Source organism: Sphingobium sp. L-44, assembly GCF_056859495.1.
Genome location: NZ_JBSXOQ010000116.1, coordinates 23,219 through 43,654 on the forward strand (window position 1 = coordinate 23,219; position 20,436 = coordinate 43,654).

Genomic DNA, 20,436 nt, shown 5'->3' on the forward strand with positions numbered 1-20,436 from the left:
CGGATCAGGCCGCGCGCCGATCCTCCGCCGGTTCCGCCCCGTCCTCCACCAGGGCACGGTGCAGCGCGCCCACGGCGGTCTCATAATGATCGACATCGACGATGAACTGCACATCGACATTGCGGATCTGGTGCTGCATCGCGACGATCGGCACATGGGCATCGGCCAGCGCCTGCAGGGCATCGGGCACCAGCCCCGGCCGGGATATGTCGCTGCCGATGACCGACACGATCGCCACCGGCTGGGCCGATATGGCAGCGTCGGGATAGCGCGCCTGCAAATCCGCGATCACCCGCTTGACCGTCGCCGCATCGGCGGACAGATAATGGGTGATGGTGTTAGCGTTCGACGCCTTGCTGACGATCCAGGCGCCATGGCGGGCCAGCGCGTCCAATATCGCCGCGTCATAGCCTTTCACGCCGACCATATCCTGCTCGAAGAACTGAAGCGCCTGCGCATGGCGCACGCCGGTGACGATCTCGACGCGCGGCGTGTCGGACACATAGGCGCCGCAGATCAGCGTCCCGCCATCTTCCCGGTCGAATGTGTTGCGCACCCGCAGTGGAATGTCGGTCTGGCGCAGCCCCCGGCCGGCGCCGGGATGGATCGCCTCCATCCCCAGATTGGCAAGCTGGTCCGCCACATCATAATTGGTGCGGCCGATCTTGCGCGCCTTGTCCGTCCCCACCAGGCGCGGGTCGGCGCTCGACAGGTGAAACTCCTTGTGGATGATCGCCTCGCGCGCCTTGGTCAGCACGGCGATGCGTGAAAAGGTCATTTCCGAATAGCCACGGGCATAAAGGCGCACCATGCCCTCGCTGCATCCGGCATAGCCGGTGACGATCGGCAGGGTGGTGGAAAGGTCGATCGGCGCGAACGCCTGGCCGATCCGGTCGTCCAGTTCGCGCATGTCCTGCTGGTCCCACAGGGTCAGGTCGACAAACTGCGCATTGACGCCCCGGTCGCGCAGCAGCAGCGCGGTCGAATGCGCGCTATGCGCTTCGCCGAGACCCGCCAGCAGTTCGCGCACCGTTACCAGTTGTTCGTTGACGCAGAAGCGACCATGGCTGCGCAGCCGCGCCAGATCGTCGAGACAGGCGGCGACCGCATCGATCCGCATGTCGACAAAGGCATTGGCCTCCGCCAGCCGGTCGGCGCGGACGAACATCGTCGCATTGCGCTCCTGCATGGCGCGGCGCACCGCCTCCATCGCCTGGCGCCAGCCGTCCGCATCCTCGTCCGCCACGAAGCGGGCATAGACACCCGGTTCGCCGCTTTTCTTGTGCTCCAGCAGCAGGTCGGTCATGCCGGCATAGGCCGACACGACGAAGATGCGATGATAGAGGTCCGCGCCCTTGCGGCCGGCGATCAGCACATTGTCGAACAATGTCGCGGTCGCGGCCATGGACGTGCCGCCGATCTTCTCGACGCTATGCAGGCTGCTCATGCCAGCGCCTCCTGCATCAGGGGGCCGGTGATCGGCGTGATGACCGGCGGCTCGCCGCGCGCGGCAATGAAGGCGGGGCGCGGCCGGTCGACACCAAAGGGCGCCTCCAGCCGGTTGGACACCGCATTATAGACCAGGAAGGCATTGGCGCGCGGGAAGGGTGTGATGTTGCCGTTCGACCCGTGCATGATGTTGCAGTCGAAGATCACCACCGATCCGGGCTTGCCGGTCGGCGCGACGATGCCATGATGATGCGCCAGTTCGGCCAGGCTGTCCTCGTCGGGAACGCCATATTCCTGGCGCTTGAGCGACTGGCGATAATGATCCTCGGGCGTCTCGCCGACGCAGGTCAGATATTGGCGATGCGATCCGGGGATCAGCATCAACGGGCCGTTATGCGGCGTGTTTTCGGCCAGCAGCACCGACATGGACAGCGCGCGCATGCGCGGCATGCCATCCTCCACATGCCAGGTCTCGAAATCACTGTGCCAGTAGAATTCCTTGCCCTGGAAACCGGGCTTATAGTTGAGCCGCGACTGGTGGATATAGACATCGTCACCCAGCAGGAAGCGGGCCACGCCGGCCAGGCGGCTGTCCGCCGCCAGCCGCTCGATCACCCGGCTCTGGGCATGGATGCGGAAGATGGAACGAACTTCCTTACCGCCCGGTTCGGTGATGACCGTTTCAGCTTCCAACGCATCGGGATCAGCCAGCAGCTTGCGGGCCTCGTGCTGAAGGAAGGCGACTTCCGCGTCGGAGAAAATGTCTTCCAGCACCAGATAGCCGTCGCGCTCGAAGGCATCCGCCTGGTCGCGGCTGATCGGCGCGCCGGCGCTCCAGTCGGCATGGACGACCGGATCGTGGCGCGGCAGGAATTCCGCCATGTCGGCATGGCGGGACGGGTAGAGGTCTTTCATGGGACTCCCCCTTTTTTCAATCTAAGATAATAAAGGCGTGGCTGGCTCGGGCAGCCCCAAGCCAGAGCTTGATCCGTTCATACTGAATCGGATCAAGCTCCAATTTTCGTTGTTGTCCGCATTTTCCGAGTCAGCAGATGTGGCCATCTGCTTTGAAAATGCTGGAGCGTCACGCATCAGTCGGCCAGCGCAGGCTCGCGCGCGGCGCTGCTATCGGCGGGATAGGCGCCATTCTCGTCATGCACTTCCTTGCCAGTGACCGGAGGATTGAAGGTGCAGGCGCACAGGATATCGGTTTCCGGCCGCACGATATGCTGGTCATGGGCATTGAGCGCATACATGACGCCGGGCGCCAGTTGATGCGTGATGCCGGTGCCCAGATCCTCGATCGTGCCCGTGCCCTTGAGCACCAGCACCGCCTCCAGATGGTTCTGGTAGTGCATGTGCAATTCCTCGCCCGCGTACATGGTGGTGACGTGGAAGGAAAAGCCCATATTGTCGTCCTTCAGCAGAAGGCGGGCACTTTCCCAGCCCTTGGACTTCACATTGCGGTCGGACTTGCGGATGTCCTGAAGCTTGCGAACGATCATGTCTGAAATCTCCTCTTATTCTGCGGCGACGCCATAGGTGACGGTCAGCGCGGACCGGATGCTCTCCTCGAGAATGTCGAGCCCGGCCGACAGCACGGCGTCCTCGATCACGAGGGGCGCCAGTATCTTGACGATCTCGTCATGCGCGCCGCTGGTTTCGATGATGAGCCCCTGCGCAAAGCAGGCGGCGGTGATGGCCTGAGCGACTTCGCCCGATCCGACGTCGATGCCGCGCATCATGCCGCGGCCGCGCGTCGACAGGCCATGTTCGGCCGCCATCGCGTCCAGCCGCCGTTCCAGCAGCGCGCCGCGACGGGCGATATCCTGCTCGAACTGCGCATCGCCCCAGAAATGGCGCAGCGCGGCGGTGGCGGTGACGAAGGCATGGTTATTGCCCCGGAAGGTGCCATTATGTTCGCCCGGCGCCCATTGATCCAGTTCCGGACGGAACAGGGTGAGCGCGAAGGGCAGGCCCATGCCCGACAGCGACTTCGCCATGGTGACGATGTCGGGGGTGAAGCCCATGCCTTCGAAGCTGAAGAAATTGCCGGTGCGGCCACAACCGGCCTGGATATCATCGACGATCATCAGCGCGCCATGGCGCCTGGCGATCTCGGCGATCCGGCGCAACCACTGCGGCGAGGCGGCATTGAGGCCGCCTTCCCCTTGCACCGTCTCCACCAGGATGGCGGCCGGCGCATCAAGGCCGCTCGACGGATCGGACAGGCGCCGTTCCAGCAGGTCGGCGGTATCGACATCGGGACCATGATAACCGTCATAGGGTTCATGGGCGACATGGCTCAGCGGCACGCCCGCGCCGCCGCGCTTGGCAGCATTGCCGGTGCAGGCGAGCGCGCCCAGCGTCATGCCGTGAAAGCCGTTGGTGAAAGCGATCACCAATTCGCGACCCGTTATCTTGCGCGCCAGCTTGATCGCGGCCTCGACCGCATTGGTGCCGGTCGGCCCGGTGAACATGGCGCGATAATCAAGCCCGCGGGGACGCAGGATCACATCCTCCAGCGTGGCAAGGAAGTCGGCCTTGGCATCGGTGTGCAGGTCGAGGCCATGGGTGATGCCGTCGCCGGCGATATAGTCGACCAGCGCAGCCTTCAGGACCGGGTGATTGTGGCCATAGTTGAGCGTGGAGCAGCCCGACAGAAAGTCGAGATAGCGGCCGCCCTGATTGTCGTGCATCCACACGCCTTCCGCGCGGTTGAACTGGCGCGGCATGGCGCGGGCATAGCTGCGCACGGCGGACTCGCGCCGCTCATAAATGGCCGTGTCGGGCATGGCACTGGTGGGTTTGGGCTGGGTCGTGACGGTCATGCTTTTCAATCTCTCTCAAATCTGTGCCAGGGTCGGCAGCGGGCCGATGCGCGCCTGCCATTCGGTGGCGTGGGCGCCGGCAAAATGGGCCTGTTCTTCAAAGCGGGCGGTCTTTTCGATCCGAACGCCCCAACGCCGCGCCAGCCCCTGGAACAGGGCCCAGGAGGCGCGATTATCGTCGGTGATGGTCGTCGTCAGATGAGCGACGCCGGCCTGCTCGGACCGAGCCAGCAGCGCCTCGATCATGCGCCCGGCCAGGCGCTGGCCGCGCGCGGCAGACGACACCGCGACCTGCCATACGAAGAAATTCTCGGGCGCTGTTGGCGGGCGATAGCCCGATACCCAGCCGACCACCGCACCGCCGCGCTCGGCGACGATGCAGCTGTCGGCAAAGTCCGTGCATTGCAGCAGGTTGCAATAGGCCGAATTGGGATCAAGCGGCGGACAGGCCGCAATCAATCCGCTGATGGCTGGCCCGTCCGTGGCGACGGGCTTGCGTAAGACGATGTCCTGCCCCTCGCCCGATCGAGAGCGCGCAGAAGCCCGTGGCGGCGAAGCAGCCGCTGTAGCTTGGGAATCGAAGATTGTTCATCTCCCGAATTATATTTTACTCGGAGAAGCAGATTCTCCGGCGAGACGGGCGGTTATATGCCGATCATCCACGCCATCTTCAACCCCAAAGCCGAAATTATATTTCATATGATGAAGTATATGATGAGGAACTTTTGGCCCCGTTGGCGCTTTGCGGGACTTCGCGCTATGCGCCTTCCCATGGATTCCGAAATTGCCTCCCTGACCCTGCGCGCGCTGCGCCGCGTCCTGCGCGCGACCGAAATCGGCAGCCGTCAGCTGGCGACGACGACCGGGCTCACCCCCTCACAATTGCTGGTGCTGCGGGAAATCGACACGCGCCTGTCTGTCACCCCCTCCGCCGTGGCACAGGCGCTGCAATTCAGCCAGGCGACGATCACCGCGATCGTCGACCGACTGGTCGCGCTCGGCTTCGTCCAGCGCCAGCGCGGCGAGCGCGACAAGCGCCAGATCCACCTGACCCTGCTGCCCGCCGGCCGCGACGCCCTGGCCGACGCCCCCGACCCGCTGCAGAAGCGCTTCACTGATCGCTTCGACGCCCTCCCCACTTGGGAACAGGCCATGATCCTTGCCGCGACGGAAAGGCTGGCGATGCTGATGGACGCAGATTCGATCGACGCCGCACCGCTGCTCGACAGCGGCCGGATCGACCGGTCGGAGCCGCTTTGACGCCCCACGGCGCCCCGCCGTCAGCGTCCCCCCCTTCATAGACTATGCATAGATTCCCTATTCGACGCATCGTCTGCCCTTCGGCCGCCAGTCAGGAAACGCTGTCAGTTGCCGCTTCGATCCGTTAGGAGGGCGCGATGAACGGAGTTATTTGCATGTTGCGCCATTCCGGCCGCACCCTCCTGATTGCAGGATCGATGGCCATCGGCACTGCTGCGCCTGCGCAGCAGGCCGCGCATGGCTCGCTGCTGGTCGGCGCGGTGGTCGTACAGCCCTGCCGCATTTCCAGCGACCAGGCTGCTGGAAATTGCGGACAATATCATTATCGCATGGTGAAATCGTCCAGCGACAACGGAACAGTCGTCTCCCTTCGCAGCGGCAATATGGATCACAGCCGGCAGGACGACATCCTGTCCTATGAATTCTGACGGATCGCTCCGTTATCTTGCGACGAACGCGATTTACGCAAAATATTGGTAAAGCCGTCTTTTGCCCAAAAGCGCGTTATTAACCGACATTGACGATACTCCCTCCATCAAAGCTTGAGGTGTTGGAGGACACATGTTTCGTTTCAAACTGGCCGCATCCCTCGCAGCCGCGGCCCTGCTGACGGGTCTTGCAGGCACGGCCCAGGCAGCCACCACCACCACGACCTTCCCGGTTACCGCAACCGTGATCAAGGCCTGCGTCGTGTCGGCGACGGCGCTGGCGTTCGGCAATTATGACCCGACCGCAACCGGGCCGACCGACGCCACCTCCACCCTGTCGATTCTCTGCACGGTCGGCACCACCTACACGGTCGGCCTGACCGCGGGCACGGCATCGGGGGCGACCGTGACCACGCGCAAGATGTCGAGCGGAAGCAATCTGCTGAGCTATGCGCTGTATCAGGATTCGGCGCACACGACGAACTGGGGCAACACGCCTGCAACCGACACCGCCGCCGCGACGGCGCCGGTCGGCACCAATGCCCTGACCGTCTATGGCCGGATCACGGCCGGCCAGAATGTCCCGATCGGTTCCTATAGCGACACCATCACCGTCAACGTCGTCTATTGATCGATCCGGAGCGAGGCGGCCATGCCCAAGATGTTCGCACGACGCGCGGCAGCGGCCCTGCTCGCCCTGGCGCAGCCCGCCACCGCCTGGGCCGCGACGCTGAAAATCTATCCGGTCTTGGTCGCGCTTGACGACAAGACCCCGGTCGAGACGATGACGATCGAAAATAGCGGCGATGCACCGGCCCGCATGCAGGTGCGGGTCGTGTCATGGCGGCAGGATAATGGGCAGGATCTGTTCGAGGAAACACGCGACATCCTGGCCAATCCGCCGCTGTTCGAAATAGCCGCAGGCGGGCAGCAGATTGCGCGCTTCGGCCTGCGCACGGCCGCCACACCGACCGAGAAAAGCTATCGCGTCTTCCTGGAGGAAATCCCGACCGATCGCCCGACCGCCGCTGGCGAGATCCGCACATTGCTGCGCGTCAGCATCCCGATCTTCGTGACCGCGCCCGGTGCGCAGGCATCCCTGGCGTGGCAGCTGACCGCCACCAGTGACCGGCAGCTCACGCTGACCGCACGCAATGAAGGCAGCGCGCACGTCCACCTCAATCGCCTTGACCTCAAGCGGGCCGACGGCACCGCATTGGCGACGAGGCAGGAATCGATCTACATCCTCCCCGGCGCGACACGCAGCTTCCTGTTCGACATGCAACGACCGGTGGGCGGCGGAGAGAAGCTGACGCTGGAGGCGGCCACCGGCCAGCGCAGCCTGACCGCAGAGCTCGTCCTCCAGTCGGCATCCCATGCCGGTGGGACGCGCTAGCACCCTTCTTGTCCTGCCCTGCGTCGTGGCCAGTTGCGGCATTGCCAGCGCGCAGGACAGCGCGCCGACGACAGGCGCGGTTGCGACGACGGCAGACGCGACGGCGCCCACAATGATGCTGGCCTCGGTCACGCTCAACGGCCGGCTGTTGCCAGGCGACTATCTGCTTGCGCGGCGCGCCGGCGCATTCCTGGTGCGCGTAAAGGATCTGGCTGCCTGGCGGATGCGCCCGCCGACCGGCACGGCAATGATGATCGATGGCGACGCCTTTGTCGCGCTATCCGCGCTCGGCGGCGTCGCGGCCGCCTTCGACGAGCCCAACCAGGCCCTGTTGCTGACGGTGTCGCCCGAAGCCTTCGAAGCGACCAGCGTTGCGCCCGCCAGCACCGTCGCCGCGCCCAGCGACAATATGCTCGCCGCCTTCCTCAACTATGACATTTCTGCCGAATATGCCGGCAAGGCGCGCCTGGGCGCCTTCGTGGAGGCCGGGCTGTCCGATGACTGGGGCGTGGTGTCGAACAGCATGTTGCTGGGCAACGGCACGGTCTATGGTCGGGCGACCCGGCTGGACAGCTATTATCTGCGTGACGATCCGATCAACCTGACGCGCCTCGTCATCGGCGATGGCGTGACGGATGCGCGCGACTGGACGCGGCAGATCCGCTTTGGCGGCGTGCGCTTCGGCACCGAGTTCGCCCTGCAGCCAAGCCTCCTGACCTTTCCGACCCCGTCCCTTGCCGGCAGCGCCGCCGTGCCGTCGAACGTGGAACTGCTGGTGAACGGCACCCAACGCTTCCAGACCGACGTCGGCCAGGGGCCCTTCTCCATCAATCAGGTGCCGCTGGTCACGGGCGCCGGCCAGGTGACGCTGGTGATCCGCGATCCGCTGGGCGTGGAGCGGCGCGTCACGTCCAGCTATTATGTGAGTTCCCGCCTGCTCCGCGCGGGCCTGGCGTCCTGGTCTATGGAGGCAGGAGCCGAACGGCGCGGCTATGGGCTGCGCAGCTTCGGCTATGACAATCCCTTCCTGGCCGGCACCTATCGCCGCGGCCTGACCGACCGGCTGACGATCGAGGGACGGGCCGAAGCCAGCGCCGACGTCACCATGGCCGGCGGCGGCGTCAACATGATCATCGTTCCGATCGGCGAGATCAGCTTGGCGGCAGCGGGATCGACGAGCCAAGCCGGTGAGGGCCTGTTGTATCGGGCGGCCTTCGCCCGCAACGCGCCGACCTGGAACGTCGCTCTCAGTTACCAGCGGGCGTCGAACCGCTATCGCGAAATCGGCGTGGAGCGCGACAGCGAACGGATCGTGGAACAGGTGCAGGGCTCTGCCGGATGGAGCCTGGGCACGATGGGCACGATCGGCGCATCCTATACCAGCCTGACCTATGCCGACAGCCAGTCCGCCCGCGTCCTGTCGGGCAATTACAGCCTGTCCCTGCGCGACAAGGCCTTTGTCAGCGCCTACGCGATCCGCAGCCATTTTTCGGAAAGCGGTCATGAAAACAGCATCGGCTTCAACCTGACCATCCCCTTCGGCCCGCGCAGCAGCGCCTATCTCCAGGCCGATCGGGGTGGCGTGCGGGCGGAAATGCGCAGCACCCCGCCGCAAAGCGGCGGCTGGGGCTATCGGGCGGCGATTTCGACCGGCAGCAATGCGCAGCAGCAGGGCGAGATCCTGTGGCGCGGCAATGCGGCGGAGATGACCGCGCAGGTGGACCGTGCCGGCGGACAAACCGGCTGGCGTGTCACCGGCCAGGGCGGGCTGTTGCTGGCCGATGGCGCGCTGTTCCCGACCCGCCGGGTGGAAAGCGGCTTTGCCGTGGTGCGCGTGCCCGGCCAGGCCGACGTGCGCATCTATCAGGAAAACCGCCTGGTCGCGCGGACAGACGCCCGTGGCATGGCCGTCATTCCCGACCTGCGCCCCTATGAAGTCAATCGCCTCAGCATCGCGGCGGCGGACGTGCCGATCGACATCCGGATGCCCAATGACCAGATCAGGGTGGTGCCGCGCTACCGTGGCGCCGTCAGCGCACGTTTCGTCGCGGTCCGGGAGCATCCGGCGACATTGCGCATCGTCATGCCGGACGGCGCGCCGGCGGAAATCGGCGCCAGCGTCACCGCGGAAGATGAAAAATCCTTTGTCGGCAATGATGGTGCCGTCTTCATCCGCAGCCTTCATCCCGGCATGATGCTGACCGTCGATACGGGGCACGGCCCCTGCCAGGTTCAGGTCGACGCCGTGCCGAACGAAATGCTACCAGTGATCGGGCCGCTGACATGCGTGCCATAAGGAGGATGAGGATGCGCACTGGCCATGCCCTCTACGCCGTTGCGGTCGCGCTGACCGCCCTGTTCATGGCGGCGCCCGCGCAGGCGGCGTGCGATCCCCTGGCCCTATGCACCTGCACCGTATCGGCAAGCGGCCTGAGCTTCGGCAATTACAACCCGATCGCCAGCGGGGATAATGATTCGTCGGGAACGGTCCGCGTGCGCTGCTCGCTGGTGGTCGCGCTGGGCGGCAGCTACACGATCCAGCTGAGCAAGGGGACATCGTCAACCTATGCGCCGCGCGTCCTGACCAATGGCGGCTCGACGCTCGCCTATAATCTCTACACCAGCAATGCGCGCAACCAGGTCTGGGGCGATGGGACCGGCGGATCGCAGACGGTGACCAGCAATTTCATCGCACTGCTGAACCTGGACCAGACCACGACCGTCTATGGCCGTATCCCGGCCGGGCAGAATGTCCCGCCGGGCAGCTATTCGGACACGGTGCTGGTCACGGTCATCTTCTGATCTGGCGTCTCTGAACAGCGCCTATTCATTGGCTGCCAGGGAATAGCCATGGCAGGTCTGCGCGTCGAACTGGATGGTCGTGATGCAATCGCGGCCGCGCTGCTTGCTGGCGTAAAGCTGGCGATCGGCTTCCGCCATCCACAGTTCGGCGGGCAGGTCGGCATGGCAACGGGCACTGGCGACGCCGATGCTGACGGTGATGAAGGGACTGACCTGCGACTGGGCATGGGGAATGTTGAGCGACTGGATCTGCAGCCGGATTTCCTGCGCAACCAGTTCTGCCCCCTGGGGGTCCGCGCCGGGCAGGATGCAGGCGAACTCCTCGCCGCCATAGCGCGCCGGCAGGTCGGTCGCGCGCTTGACCGCGCGGGTCAGTGCGGCGCCGACCATCGCGATGCAGCGATCCCCGGCGGGATGTCCATAGGTATCGTTGAACTGCTTGAAGAAATCGATGTCGAGCATGATGACCGACATCCATTCCCCGGTCCGGGTCAGGCGCGCGCTTTCCGCCTGCAGCGACCGTTCCATGTGGCGACGATTGCTCAGGCCCGTTAGCGCATCGGTCACGGCCAGCGTCGCGAGCTGATCGCGCAGGCGCTTGAGTTCGACATGGTTGCCGACCCGCGCGCGCAATATCGCCGGCTGGATCGGCTTGGTCACATAGTCGATCGCGCCCAGCGACAGGCCGCGCATCTCATCCTCCGTATCGCCAAGCCCCGTGGTGAAGATGATCGGTATATCGACCAGCATGATGTCCGCCTTGATCTGGCGACAGACTTCGAACCCGTCGATGCCCGGCATCAGCACATCCAGCAGGATCAGGTCGGGCTGCACCGTGCGCGCAATGTCCAGCGCCTGCTGGCCCGACGTGGCGAAGCAGATCTCATAATCATCCTCCAGCACGGCGTTCATGATTTCGATGTTCGAAATCTCGTCATCGACGATCAGGATGGTGGCCTTGCTCATGATGTCGCTCCTGCCGGATCGATCGACCGGCCTGCTGTGCCCGCGCCCGGCGCATCAGCATCGATCAGCGCGAGGGCGGTTTCATAATCCAGTTGCTCCAGCGCCCGCTGAACCGGATGGCTGGCGCGCTGATCGGCCGTCAGTCCCATTGCCTGCGCCAGCCGCTCGAACCCGGCGCGGGCGCTGAGGCTCCGGCGCGCGAGCAGCCCGCGCAATTCGGTGCGCGCCTGTTCGACCGCGTCATCATCCTGGACGGTGACGATCGCGACGTCCGATGCCTCTGCGCCCCCCGTCAGGCTGCGCGCGGCGGCGATCGCTGGTGCTATCGCCACCTCCAGATCGACGACCGCGGCCAGCGCCGGCCCGGTTTCGCCCGCCGCCAGCATCCGTTCGATGTCCGACGCGATCTGCTGGACGCCGGGCAGTTCCAGCGATCCGGCCACGCCCTTCAGGCTATGGGCCAGGCGCCGCGCATCGGGCAGCAACCCTGCCGCCAAATGCGCCCGCAAATCCCGGCCGACATGGTCATAGCTGTCACCGAAGGTGACGATCAGCTTGCGCAGCAGCCCGGTCTTGCCATTGACCCGCGCCAGTGCGGCGGGCAGGTCGAAGGGCGGCAGTCGATCGGGCAGCGACGAACCGGCAACCGTCGGCACGACCGGCGACGGCAGCGGCGTGGTCACTCGCCCCGCCTTCAGCCAGCGATCCAGCACCCGGACCAGCACCGGCGGCTCGACCGGCTTGGCAATATGATCGTTCATGCCCGCGGCCTTGCAGCGCTGCTTTTCCTCCTCATAGGCATGGGCCGTCATGGCGATGATCGGCAGATCCTCGGCGCTCCACTGCTCGCGGATGATGCGGGTGGCGCTGATGCCGTCCATTTCGGGCATCTGCACGTCCATCAGCACGGCGGCATAACCCGCCCCCTTCTCGCGCACCATGTCGCAGGCGATGCGGCCATTTTCCGCGAAATCCACCTTCAACCCGGCATCGTCCAGCAGTTCGGCCGCAATCTCGCGGTTGATCTCATTATCCTCGACCAGCAGCACGCGCAGCCCGCGCAGCGCTTCGGCCACCATCGGCAGGGCGGGCGTGGCCGGCGCGGCGACATGGACGACGGGCGCATGTTCCTCGGCGAAAATCTCGGTGATCGTATCCAGCAATATCTTGGGCACGACCGGCTTGGTCAGGAAGGCGGCAACCTTGTCGGTATCGACACCCTGCAACAGATCGTCGGCGCCATAGGCGGTGATGATCAATGCCTTGGGCTGGGGATGGCGCAGCGCCGTGGCGCGCAGCGCATCGACCGTCTCCATCCCGTCCAGGCCGGGCATCTTCCAGTCGAGCAGGGCCAGGTCATAGGGCTCGCCCCGTTCGTCGGCATGTTCGATCGCGGCGATCGCCTCGCCACCCGACGCCACCAGGTCCACCGCCATGCCCCAGCCGGCAAAGACGTCATGGATGATCTGGCGCGACGCCGGATTGTCGTCGGCGGCCAGCACGCGCAGCCGGCGGACATGCGCCGACATCGGCATTTCCAGCCCCATCGCCCGGTCGTCCGCATCCATCAGCATGTGGCAGATGAAGCTGCTGCCCTGGCCGGGTGCGCTCTCGACCGCGATGTCACCGCCCATCTGCTCCACGATCTGACGGCAGATGGCGAGGCCAAGGCCGGTGCCACCGAACCGCCGCGTGGTCGAACTGTCCGCCTGGGTGAAGGAATGGAACAGCGATTTCTGCTGCTCGGGCGTCATGCCGATGCCGGTGTCGCGCACCGTCAGCTTCAGCCGCACCCGGCCATTCTGCTCGGACGCCGACAGGCCGATGGTGACGGTGCCTTCCTCGGAAAATTTGACGGCATTGCTCATCAGGTTGAGCACCACCTGGCAGAAGCGCATTTCATCGCCGATCAGCCGCTCGGGCACGTCGGCATCGACCCGCGAGACGACCCTGACCTGCTTCGCCTCGGCATTGGCCGCGACCAGCTGGATCTGGTTCTCGATCGCGCTGCGCAGGGTGAAGGGATGCGCCTCCAGCGTCAGCTTGCCCGCTTCATTCTTCGAGAAATCGAGGATGTCGTTGATCAGCCGCAGCAGCGACACGCCAGCCTGGTTGATCTTGCCGATATAATCCTGCTGCTTGGGGTCGAGGTCGGTCCGGGCGACCAGATGGCAGAAGCCCAATATGGCGTTCATCGGCGTGCGGATTTCATGGCTCATATTGGCCAGGAACAGGCTCTTCGCGCGATTGGCCTCCTCGGCCTCGCGGGTCCGCGCCTCCAATGCCTGATTCTTGGCCAATATCTCCTCGCCCATCTTCTGGTTGCGCTGAAAACTCTCGACCAGCTTGTCGCTCAGCCAGACCAGCACCGCCGTCTGGAAGGCGACGATGCCGGCATGCAGCAGCACCCGTTCCAGATTGCCCTGCCCCGGAAACACCGCATAGGGCAGCAGATAGAGCAGCAGCAGATGATGCAGCGCCGTCGCCGTCGCCGCCGCCAGGATGGCACGCTTGTCGCACCAGGCGATGGTCAGCGCCAGCATGGCGAAGAAATACATGTGCATGTCCATCTGCCAGGCATGGCCGCGCAGCAGGAACAGCAGGATCGCCGGCTCGCCCATCAGGGCGACGGCGGACAGATAGCGGGTGGCAGGGGCGATACCTTGGCGCCACCAGGTCAGATGATAGGCCCCCGCCAGCAATGTGCCGCCCAGCGCCGCCGCGATCGGCGAATGGCCCGTGAGCAGGGCCACCGTCGCCAGCAACGGCACATGCGCCCAGAAAAGCGGCACGAGGAAGCGACCGAAATGGAAACGCAGCTTGTCCAGTTCGATAATCATGATGTCTGCCCCCCCGGCAATGGTTCGCCGCATTCGATCCGCGACGGCGTCGCGATCACGCCCCAGGCCCCCGCCCTGCGCAACGCCGCCGCGAAATCCGGCCGGTTCGACCCGGCAATGATGATGTTGGACAGGCGCCCCATGCCGACCAGCCCCCCGTCGGCCGCCCGCACCAGGTTGATCGCCTCGGCCCGCGACGCGCCCCAGGGCGCGATCACCAGATAGCGTCCCGAGCCGCTGCCGCTCATGATCCAGGCGGCAGCCAGCCCGACCAGCCCCGCCAGCAACAGCAAAGCCGCAGGCAAATAGGCGGACATGGCGCAGGACGCGTCCATGCTGCCCGCGCGCGCGGGACGGTTCAAACCCTTGAGCAACCCTGCCTCATCCATCGCTTTATTAGGCCATGGAAGCATTTTACAATGGTTAAGAGGCCTTTGCCTGTTCTGTTCGCAAAATGATCGCCTACCTTTCTCGACATGGCCAATATTTACATATGAAATTACAGAAAACGGGCTTGGATTGGCGGCATAATTTACAAGTTATGCGTCAACCGCACGCTCTTTTCTGCAATTCCGACATCGGCTTGCCCGGCTCGCCCGAACATGGCATCTGCGCCGGCCGAACCCGTATTTTTGCCGGACGAGCCCCTGTCTATGGTCGTGCGCAACGCTGCGCCCGGCCCTTGGAGGCGCTTCTCCGGCATCGCCGAGGACAATGCGCCAGCCTGCCCGTCATCCGTCCCTGTCCGACCATCAGCGCACCGGCGATGACTCCATCGCCGCGACCGCACCCGATCGCGCGTCCCGCCTGGCGGCGCATGGTGTCGCCTGATGCTGTTCGGCCAACTCCATTCCGATATCTTCGCGCTGTTCGCCGGGTCGAACCGCTTTCTCTACGAGCGCGTGCTGATCGGCCTCTATGAAGGCTTCTACCGTTCCGACCTGCATTTCCCGACCCAGGGCGAGGTCGTCCAGCTGATCTATACGCTGCTGGGCGACAATGCGGAGCTGTGGCGCGAGGATGAAAGCCCGGTGGTGCTGGACAAGCTGGCCGCGCGACCGGGCCGCCGCGTGCGCCGGCGCAAGCTGGAAGCCGCCGACGCGCAGGCGACCAGCGCGGCGATGATGCGCGCCCGGCATATCTACAACCGGCTTCAGGCTACCGGCTGGATCGAGGAAAGCCGCTATGGCCTGAAGGTCACGGTCGACATGCCGGCCGGCGCCATGCGCCTGGCCGAATTTCTCTGCAGCCTGCGCGAAGGCCTGTCCGACCAGCTTGGCGGCCTTGTCATCCAGGTGAAGAACGAGCTGGAAGCGCTGCAGCGCAATGCACGGGAAAATGCCCCTGGCCTGCACAAGGCGGCGCGCGATGCCGCCAGCTTCGGCCGCTATCTGCGCAGCGTGCTGAGCGCGCTGCGCGACATCGACAAGCGGGTGGTGGAAAGCGACAGCGTCGGCCGCCGGCTGCGCCATTATTTCGAGGATTTCGTCGAGAAGCTGTTGCTGCAGGATTATGCGGCCATCTCGACCACCTCCCACCCCTATCGCTTCCGCCATCGCATCTTCACCGCGCTCGACGCAATCGAGGATTCGATCGCCGACGTCGCCGCCATCGCCGAAGCCTATCATGAGGCCCGGCTGGCGCCCGACCCGTCCGCCGCCCGTGATCTGGTCTATGACGACCTGCACAAGGTGCGGCGCGTGTTCGACCAGATCGAGGAGGCTTTCGAGCGCATCCAGCAGCATCGCAGCCGGCTGGAAACGCGACTGCGCAACACCGTTCGCTATGCCGGACGGCGCGGCAACAGCTTCCTCCAGCGCAGCGAGCCGATGCTGCTGCAACTCGACCGGCTGCTCGCCCGTGGCGATGGGCAGGATGCGGCGCCTTCGGTATCCGGCCTGTTGGAACCGCGCCGGTCCTATTGGTCCCCCACCCTGCTCGCCCGCCCCCGCACCTATCGCTCGACGGTTTCGGGCGGGCTGCTGATCCTGCCGCCGCCCGATCCCCTGCGCGAATGGCGCAAGCGGTTGGACCGGGACTATCTGGCCCGCCTGGCCGTCACGCCCGAACAGGTCAGCCGCTTCCTCGAACGGCGCGTGGCCCCCTTCGGATCGGGCGAGGCCAGCCGCTTCTGGATCGAGACGGTCGATGATTTCCTGGCGCTTGAGGCGCTGCGCTTGTCCATCCTGGCCGCCGATGCCGACGGCCGGGGCAATGCCATCGTCAACCATCTGGCGCCCCATTTCCGCTTCTCGGTCGATACCGGATCGACCATCGACAATGACTGGCTGCACTGCGCGGGCTTCACCGTCTCGCGCATTGGCGATGCCGTGACCCCAGAGATACAAGATGCTCAGTGAATTTCAGGCCCTGGAGGCGCGCGATCCGCGCCGGATGCACCGCGTGACCCAGGCGATCGGCCAGTTGCTGCGCCATCAGTTCCTGCATGTGCAGGATCGCGGCTCATCGGCCCTGCTCGAAGTCCTGCTCCGCCCCGATGTCGAGCGGCTGGTGGCGGATTATTTCGAAGTCGCCGGCTATCGGCTGGTGGTGCGCGAAAGCGAAGGCTGGGCCGGCATCCTGCCCGACACCGAACAGATCGGCCATCCGCGCATGCGAATCGACGAGACGCTGGTGCTGCTGCTGTTCCGCCGATTGTGGGAAGAAGGGATCCAGGAAGGCGATGTCGAACGCTATGGCAGCGTGATGGTGACGCTCAACGCCGCCTATGACGCCTATCAGGACATGGTCGCCCGCGCCCGCCGCGCGACGCTGGGCATCAACGAGTTCAAGGCACTGGTCACCGCGCTCGACCGCCGGGCGATCGTCCATATGGGCGACATCGACGACGAGATGGAGGACATGCCGATCACCATCCGCGCGCTGATCGCCACCGTCGCGGGCGAGGAGTTCATGGCCCATCTCGAACAGTTGCTGGCCGGCGGCGACTATCAGGAAAACGAGACGGAGGAGCCCGTCATCGACCTGGATGACGCCGACGAGGAGGAGGTCGCATGATGCAGCTTGCCCATATCGCGCTGGTGCAATGGCATCTGTTCGGTCGCGAAGACCTGGCCGTCGGCGGCGACACCGCCGTGCTGGGCCAGAACCGCTCCGGCAAGTCGACGCTGATCGACCTCATCCAGGCGGTGATGACCGGCGGCTCGCGGCGCTGGTATCAGTTCAATCGTTCCGCCGGCGAAACCGGCAGCCGCAAGTCGGAACGCACTCTGCGCGGCTATTGCCTCGGCCAGCTCAACGAACATGAATTTCTGCGCCAGGAATCCGTCACCCACATCGTGCTGACCTTCGACGATCCCGACGGCGTGCGCCCACCGGTGAGCGTGGGCCTGTGCGTCGAGGCGTCCGCGATCGAGGATGCACAGGTGGTCGGCCGCTATATCGCGCCCGGCGTGCGGGTGGATACCGACCTGCTGATCGAGCATCTGGATGGCGGGCAGCAGCGCTCGGCGCCTTGGAGCCTGGTGCGCGAACGGCTGGAGCAGGCCTGCGCAGCGGCCGGCACCCAGCTCATTCGCCCCGATGGCCCGCGCAACCATATCCGCGAATATATGCGCCAGCTGTTCACTGGCCGGCGCCACAGCGATCCGGATCGCTTCATCCGCGCCTTCGTCATGGCCCTGTCGTTCGAGGATATGCGCTCGGTCGAGGGCTTCGTGCATAATTTCCTGCTCGCCCGGAACGACATCGACATCGGCGAGCTGCGCGAGGGCATCCAGCGCTATCGCGACATCCAGAAGGATGTGCATGAACTGGAACGGCGGCTCGACGCGCTGCGGGCGCTGGCCGAACTCGTGTCCCGCTTCGTCACCTTGCTGGAACGGGAGGATGTCGCCCGTGGCACCGCCCGCCTCGCCGCCATGATCGAGGCCGGCGCCGCGCTGATCGCCAATCTGCGCGAACGGCGCGACACGCTGGCGGAGCTGGACGACATCCAGCAAGACATCGGCCGCTGCGATGCGGAGATCGCGGCACTGGGCGAGCGGCAGGACAGCCTGCTCGCCCAGTCCGTGGCGGAGGGCGCCGCCGGCAAGCGGGCCGTGGTCGCCAGCGAACTCAAGGCCGTGGACCTGGCCCGCACCGGCGTGGTGCAACGGCTCGAAGCCCGTTTCCGCGCGGCCGCGCTCGGCGCCAGCCTGCTCGACCATCGCGAGCGGCTCGCGCCCCTGAAGCTCGGCGCCCTGTTCCAGGCGCTGGAGGCGCTGCGGCAGCACAGCGACGGGCTGGAGCCGCCGACATGGCCGCGCGATCCGCTGACGATGGAGGAGCTGATCGCCAACGCCCGCCGCAGCGCCATCGATAGCGTCGCCAAGATCCAGGAACGGCGCGACCAGGCGATCGCCCAGCGGCGCGGCCTGCAGGACGAACTGGCCGATCTGGTCGCGCGCCGCGACAAGGCGCGCGCCGGTCAGGTGAGCCTGGACGATCGCACCATCCGCCTGATGGCCGCGCTGGAGCGGGAGAATATGCGCCCGCGCACGCTCTGCCAGGTGGCCGAAATCGTCGATCCGCAATGGCGCGAAGCGGCCGAGGCCCTGCTCGGGCGCGACCGCGAGGCGATCCTGGTCGATCCCGAACATGCGTCCCGCGCGGTCGAGATCGTGCGCGCCAACCGCGACGGCTTCCGCGGATGCCGGGTCATCAACAGCCGCCGCCTCGCCGAACAGCCGCCCGGCTTCGACACCGATTCCCTCGCCACCGTCTTTGCCAGCGACGACCCATTGGCGATCGCCTTCCTGCGCTTCCGCACCGGCCAGGTGCGGCTCGCCGGCACCCAGGCGGAATTGCTGGCCGGCGGCCGCGCGATCATGCGCGATGGCGCCTATAATAGCGGCATCGTGGTCGAGGTGCTGCGCACCCGCGACCTCAAGATCGGCCGGGCCGCGGCCCCGCTGATGGAGGCCGAACTGCTCGCCCGGATCGAGGATCGGCAGGCGCTGATCGCCGTCCATGCCGAAACCGAGCGGTTCCATGACGATATTCATCGCAAGCTGCTGCCGCTGATGGCCGATGTCGATCCGGCCGACCGGCTCGACCTGCTGGTCGCCGCGATCGACCAGCATGAGGAAAGCCGCACCGAATTGCAGCACCGGATCGACAAGATCGCGATGACGGTCGATCCGGCGATCCAGCACAATCTGGACAAAGTGAAGCTGCAACTGCGCAGCGCCACCGAGGAAAAGGAAGAACTGATCGGCCGGCGCGGCCAGCTTGGCCAGGCCAGGATCGAAATCCAGCGGCGGCTGGATGCGGGCGATGCCCAGCCCGGCTCCTGGCTCTGCCTGCGCTCGCGGCGCGCCCTGTTCAAGGATCGGGTGCGCTCATCGGCCAGCCTCTCGATCCTGCGCGAGGCCTATCGCCAGCAGCGCGGACGTCCCCTGCCCCGACTGGTGCAGGAGATGATGAAGCGCGCGGACGAGGCGCGCGACGCCTATCAGGCGTTACAGGGCGAAATTCGCGAGACGCTGGGCCATTACCGCGCCGATTTCGACAATAGCGCGCCCATTGCCCTGCCCGGCGCGATCGCGACCGAAGTGAAGCCCTGGCTCGCCGCCAATATCGCGGCGCTGGAGGAAAATGAGCTGATCCAGTATCGGCGCCAGGCCGACGAAGCCGCCGAACAGATCGGCCAGCTGTTCCGCACCGCCTTCATCCATGAGCTGAACGCCCGCTTCAACGATCTGCGTTCGGAGCTGGACAACCTCACCCGCGCGCTGCGGATGCGGCCGCTCCATGGCGAGATCTACACGCTCCATGCCCGTCCCAAGGAGGAGTTTGCCGCGCTCCACCGGCTGGCGCGCGAGAGCGAGCATGACGAACTGACCTTCGACGCCCTCTTTGGCCGGGCCGCCCCGCGCGACGCCGAACATGCCCAGGCGCTGGCGGAGGTCGAACGGCTGCTGAGCGACGAGTCCCTCGATTTCTCCGCCTATCAGGACTACCGCAATTACTTCACCTTCGACCTGCGCATGGAGGATGTGAACAAGGGCCGCACCACCAGCTATGACAAGCGCAAGGGCACGGCGAGCGGCGCGGAGCGGCAGGTGCCCTATTATGTGGTGATCGGCGCGGCGCTGGCCAGCATCTATCATGGCGCGCGCCGGCAATATGAGCGGGCAGAGCTGGGCCTGGGCCTTGCCGTGTTCGACGAGGCGTTCAGCAAGATGGACGGCCCCAACCAGCGCACCCTGCTCGAATTTTACGACGATATCGGGCTGCAGGTGGTGATCGCTGCGCCATCGGAAAAGCGCGCGGTCGTCTATGAGAATCTCGACAGCGTGATCGACGTGTTCCGCCATGGCGACAATGCCAGCGCCGAAGCCGTCCGCATCAAGCCCCATGCCCGCACCCAGATGCGCGCCGCCAATCCGCAGCATCTCGACGATGCCGCGCTGGCCGAACGGCTCGACCTCTTCGCGCTCGACAGCGCGGAATAGGAAAGG

Annotated in this window: 17 protein-coding genes; 9 read left to right on the forward strand and 8 right to left on the reverse strand. The window is 65.5% G+C overall.

Translation table 11 applies throughout. The annotated features are described in order from the left end of the window. Nucleotides 1-4: 4 nt before the first annotated feature. The 5 genes from AC13EK_RS20270 to ectA all read right to left on the reverse strand — a co-directional run bounded on the left by AC13EK_RS20270 (nucleotide 5) and on the right by ectA (nucleotide 4,787). Entirely contained in the window at nucleotides 5-1,447 is a 1,443-nt protein-coding gene (locus AC13EK_RS20270) for an aspartate kinase (RefSeq protein ID WP_069337338.1), read from the reverse strand. Continuing rightward, nucleotides 1,444-2,364: an ectoine hydroxylase gene (thpD, locus tag AC13EK_RS20275; protein WP_069337339.1), complete on the reverse strand. Its 921-nt coding sequence runs from the start codon at nucleotides 2,362-2,364 to the stop codon at nucleotides 1,444-1,446. Before thpD ends, AC13EK_RS20270 begins: the two co-directional genes overlap by 4 nt. A 176-nt stretch (nucleotides 2,365-2,540) precedes the next feature. After that, nucleotides 2,541-2,954, reverse strand: coding sequence for an ectoine synthase (locus tag AC13EK_RS20280; protein ID WP_069337340.1), 414 nt, complete (start codon nucleotides 2,952-2,954; stop codon nucleotides 2,541-2,543). Nucleotides 2,955-2,969: 15 nt separating this feature from the next. Further along, nucleotides 2,970-4,280, reverse strand: a complete 1,311-nt coding sequence (gene ectB / locus AC13EK_RS20285; RefSeq protein ID WP_037511920.1) for a diaminobutyrate--2-oxoglutarate transaminase — start codon at nucleotides 4,278-4,280, stop codon at nucleotides 2,970-2,972. Between the two features lie 15 nt (nucleotides 4,281-4,295). Beyond that, a complete protein-coding gene (gene ectA / locus AC13EK_RS20290) occupies nucleotides 4,296-4,787 on the reverse strand; it encodes a diaminobutyrate acetyltransferase (protein WP_081331710.1) in 492 nt (163 codons plus the stop codon). A 264-nt stretch (nucleotides 4,788-5,051) separates the two neighbouring features. Here ectA and AC13EK_RS20295 point away from each other — a divergent pair, with 264 nt between their 5' ends. The 6 genes from AC13EK_RS20295 to AC13EK_RS20320 all read left to right on the forward strand — a co-directional run bounded on the left by AC13EK_RS20295 (nucleotide 5,052) and on the right by AC13EK_RS20320 (nucleotide 10,166). Continuing rightward, the gene (locus AC13EK_RS20295) at nucleotides 5,052-5,540 is read left to right on the forward strand and encodes a MarR family winged helix-turn-helix transcriptional regulator (protein WP_169861750.1); all 489 of its coding nucleotides are present in this window, start codon (nucleotides 5,052-5,054) and stop codon (nucleotides 5,538-5,540) included. Nucleotides 5,541-5,695: 155 nt separating this feature from the next. Further along, entirely contained in the window at nucleotides 5,696-5,968 is a 273-nt protein-coding gene (locus AC13EK_RS20300; protein WP_069337343.1) for a hypothetical protein, read from the forward strand. 133 nt (nucleotides 5,969-6,101) lie between these two features. Next, the gene (locus tag AC13EK_RS20305; RefSeq protein WP_069337344.1) at nucleotides 6,102-6,599 is read left to right on the forward strand and encodes a Csu type fimbrial protein; all 498 of its coding nucleotides are present in this window, start codon (nucleotides 6,102-6,104) and stop codon (nucleotides 6,597-6,599) included. Between the two features lie 21 nt (nucleotides 6,600-6,620). Beyond that, on the forward strand, nucleotides 6,621-7,364 hold the full coding sequence (locus tag AC13EK_RS20310; protein WP_069337345.1) for a fimbrial biogenesis chaperone: 744 nt from the start codon (nucleotides 6,621-6,623) through the stop codon (nucleotides 7,362-7,364). A gap of 112 nt (nucleotides 7,365-7,476) precedes the next feature. After that, nucleotides 7,477-9,660: a fimbria/pilus outer membrane usher protein gene (locus AC13EK_RS20315; RefSeq protein WP_069337351.1), complete on the forward strand. Its 2,184-nt coding sequence runs from the start codon at nucleotides 7,477-7,479 to the stop codon at nucleotides 9,658-9,660. 11 nt (nucleotides 9,661-9,671) lie between these two features. Continuing rightward, a complete protein-coding gene (locus tag AC13EK_RS20320) occupies nucleotides 9,672-10,166 on the forward strand; it encodes a Csu type fimbrial protein (protein ID WP_069337346.1) in 495 nt (164 codons plus the stop codon). Nucleotides 10,167-10,187: 21 nt separating this feature from the next. Here AC13EK_RS20320 and AC13EK_RS20325 read toward each other — a convergent pair whose 3' ends face one another. Genes AC13EK_RS20325 through AC13EK_RS20335 form a run of 3 tightly spaced genes read right to left on the reverse strand, consistent with a single transcriptional unit; the run spans nucleotide 10,188 to nucleotide 14,289 of the window. Next, a complete protein-coding gene (locus tag AC13EK_RS20325) occupies nucleotides 10,188-11,132 on the reverse strand; it encodes a diguanylate cyclase (protein WP_004208311.1) in 945 nt (314 codons plus the stop codon). Continuing rightward, entirely contained in the window at nucleotides 11,129-13,972 is a 2,844-nt protein-coding gene (locus AC13EK_RS20330) for a response regulator (protein WP_069337347.1), read from the reverse strand. Before AC13EK_RS20330 ends, AC13EK_RS20325 begins: the two co-directional genes overlap by 4 nt. Then, the gene (locus AC13EK_RS20335; protein WP_010338507.1) at nucleotides 13,969-14,289 is read right to left on the reverse strand and encodes a hypothetical protein; all 321 of its coding nucleotides are present in this window, start codon (nucleotides 14,287-14,289) and stop codon (nucleotides 13,969-13,971) included. Before AC13EK_RS20335 ends, AC13EK_RS20330 begins: the two co-directional genes overlap by 4 nt. A gap of 513 nt (nucleotides 14,290-14,802) precedes the next feature. On the opposite strand from AC13EK_RS20335, the gene AC13EK_RS20340 reads away from it, so the two are divergent. Genes AC13EK_RS20340 through AC13EK_RS20350 form a run of 3 tightly spaced genes read left to right on the forward strand, consistent with a single transcriptional unit; the run spans nucleotide 14,803 to nucleotide 20,430 of the window. After that, a complete protein-coding gene (locus AC13EK_RS20340; RefSeq protein WP_069337348.1) occupies nucleotides 14,803-16,332 on the forward strand; it encodes a Wadjet anti-phage system protein JetA family protein in 1,530 nt (509 codons plus the stop codon). Continuing rightward, entirely contained in the window at nucleotides 16,322-16,990 is a 669-nt protein-coding gene (locus AC13EK_RS20345) for a DUF4194 domain-containing protein (RefSeq protein WP_069337349.1), read from the forward strand. Before AC13EK_RS20340 ends, AC13EK_RS20345 begins: the two co-directional genes overlap by 11 nt. Further along, nucleotides 16,987-20,430 (forward strand): SbcC/MukB-like Walker B domain-containing protein, encoded by a 3,444-nt coding sequence (locus tag AC13EK_RS20350; RefSeq protein ID WP_069337350.1) that lies wholly within the window; start codon nucleotides 16,987-16,989, stop codon nucleotides 20,428-20,430. Before AC13EK_RS20345 ends, AC13EK_RS20350 begins: the two co-directional genes overlap by 4 nt. Nucleotides 20,431-20,436 lie beyond the last annotated feature (6 nt).

Bases quoted from the DNA above. Each gene is read 5' to 3' on its own strand.
- AC13EK_RS20270 (WP_069337338.1), bottom strand. From the start codon at position 1,447: ATGAGCAGCCTGCATAGCGTCGAGAAGATCGGCGGCACGTCCATGGCC.
- thpD (WP_069337339.1), bottom strand. From the start codon at position 2,364: ATGAAAGACCTCTACCCGTCCCGCCATGCCGACATGGCGGAATTCCTG.
- AC13EK_RS20280 (WP_069337340.1), bottom strand. From the start codon at position 2,954: ATGATCGTTCGCAAGCTTCAGGACATCCGCAAGTCCGACCGCAATGTG.
- ectB (WP_037511920.1), bottom strand. From the start codon at position 4,280: ATGACCGTCACGACCCAGCCCAAACCCACCAGTGCCATGCCCGACACG.
- AC13EK_RS20295 (WP_169861750.1), top strand. From the start codon at position 5,052: ATGGATTCCGAAATTGCCTCCCTGACCCTGCGCGCGCTGCGCCGCGTC.
- AC13EK_RS20300 (WP_069337343.1), top strand. From the start codon at position 5,696: ATGTTGCGCCATTCCGGCCGCACCCTCCTGATTGCAGGATCGATGGCC.
- AC13EK_RS20305 (WP_069337344.1), top strand. From the start codon at position 6,102: ATGTTTCGTTTCAAACTGGCCGCATCCCTCGCAGCCGCGGCCCTGCTG.
- AC13EK_RS20310 (WP_069337345.1), top strand. From the start codon at position 6,621: ATGCCCAAGATGTTCGCACGACGCGCGGCAGCGGCCCTGCTCGCCCTG.
- AC13EK_RS20315 (WP_069337351.1), top strand. From the start codon at position 7,477: ATGATGCTGGCCTCGGTCACGCTCAACGGCCGGCTGTTGCCAGGCGAC.
- AC13EK_RS20320 (WP_069337346.1), top strand. From the start codon at position 9,672: ATGCGCACTGGCCATGCCCTCTACGCCGTTGCGGTCGCGCTGACCGCC.
- AC13EK_RS20325 (WP_004208311.1), bottom strand. From the start codon at position 11,132: ATGAGCAAGGCCACCATCCTGATCGTCGATGACGAGATTTCGAACATC.
- AC13EK_RS20330 (WP_069337347.1), bottom strand. From the start codon at position 13,972: ATGATTATCGAACTGGACAAGCTGCGTTTCCATTTCGGTCGCTTCCTC.
- AC13EK_RS20335 (WP_010338507.1), bottom strand. From the start codon at position 14,289: ATGTCCGCCTATTTGCCTGCGGCTTTGCTGTTGCTGGCGGGGCTGGTC.
- AC13EK_RS20340 (WP_069337348.1), top strand. From the start codon at position 14,803: ATGCTGTTCGGCCAACTCCATTCCGATATCTTCGCGCTGTTCGCCGGG.
- AC13EK_RS20345 (WP_069337349.1), top strand. From the start codon at position 16,322: ATGCTCAGTGAATTTCAGGCCCTGGAGGCGCGCGATCCGCGCCGGATG.
- AC13EK_RS20350 (WP_069337350.1), top strand. From the start codon at position 16,987: ATGATGCAGCTTGCCCATATCGCGCTGGTGCAATGGCATCTGTTCGGT.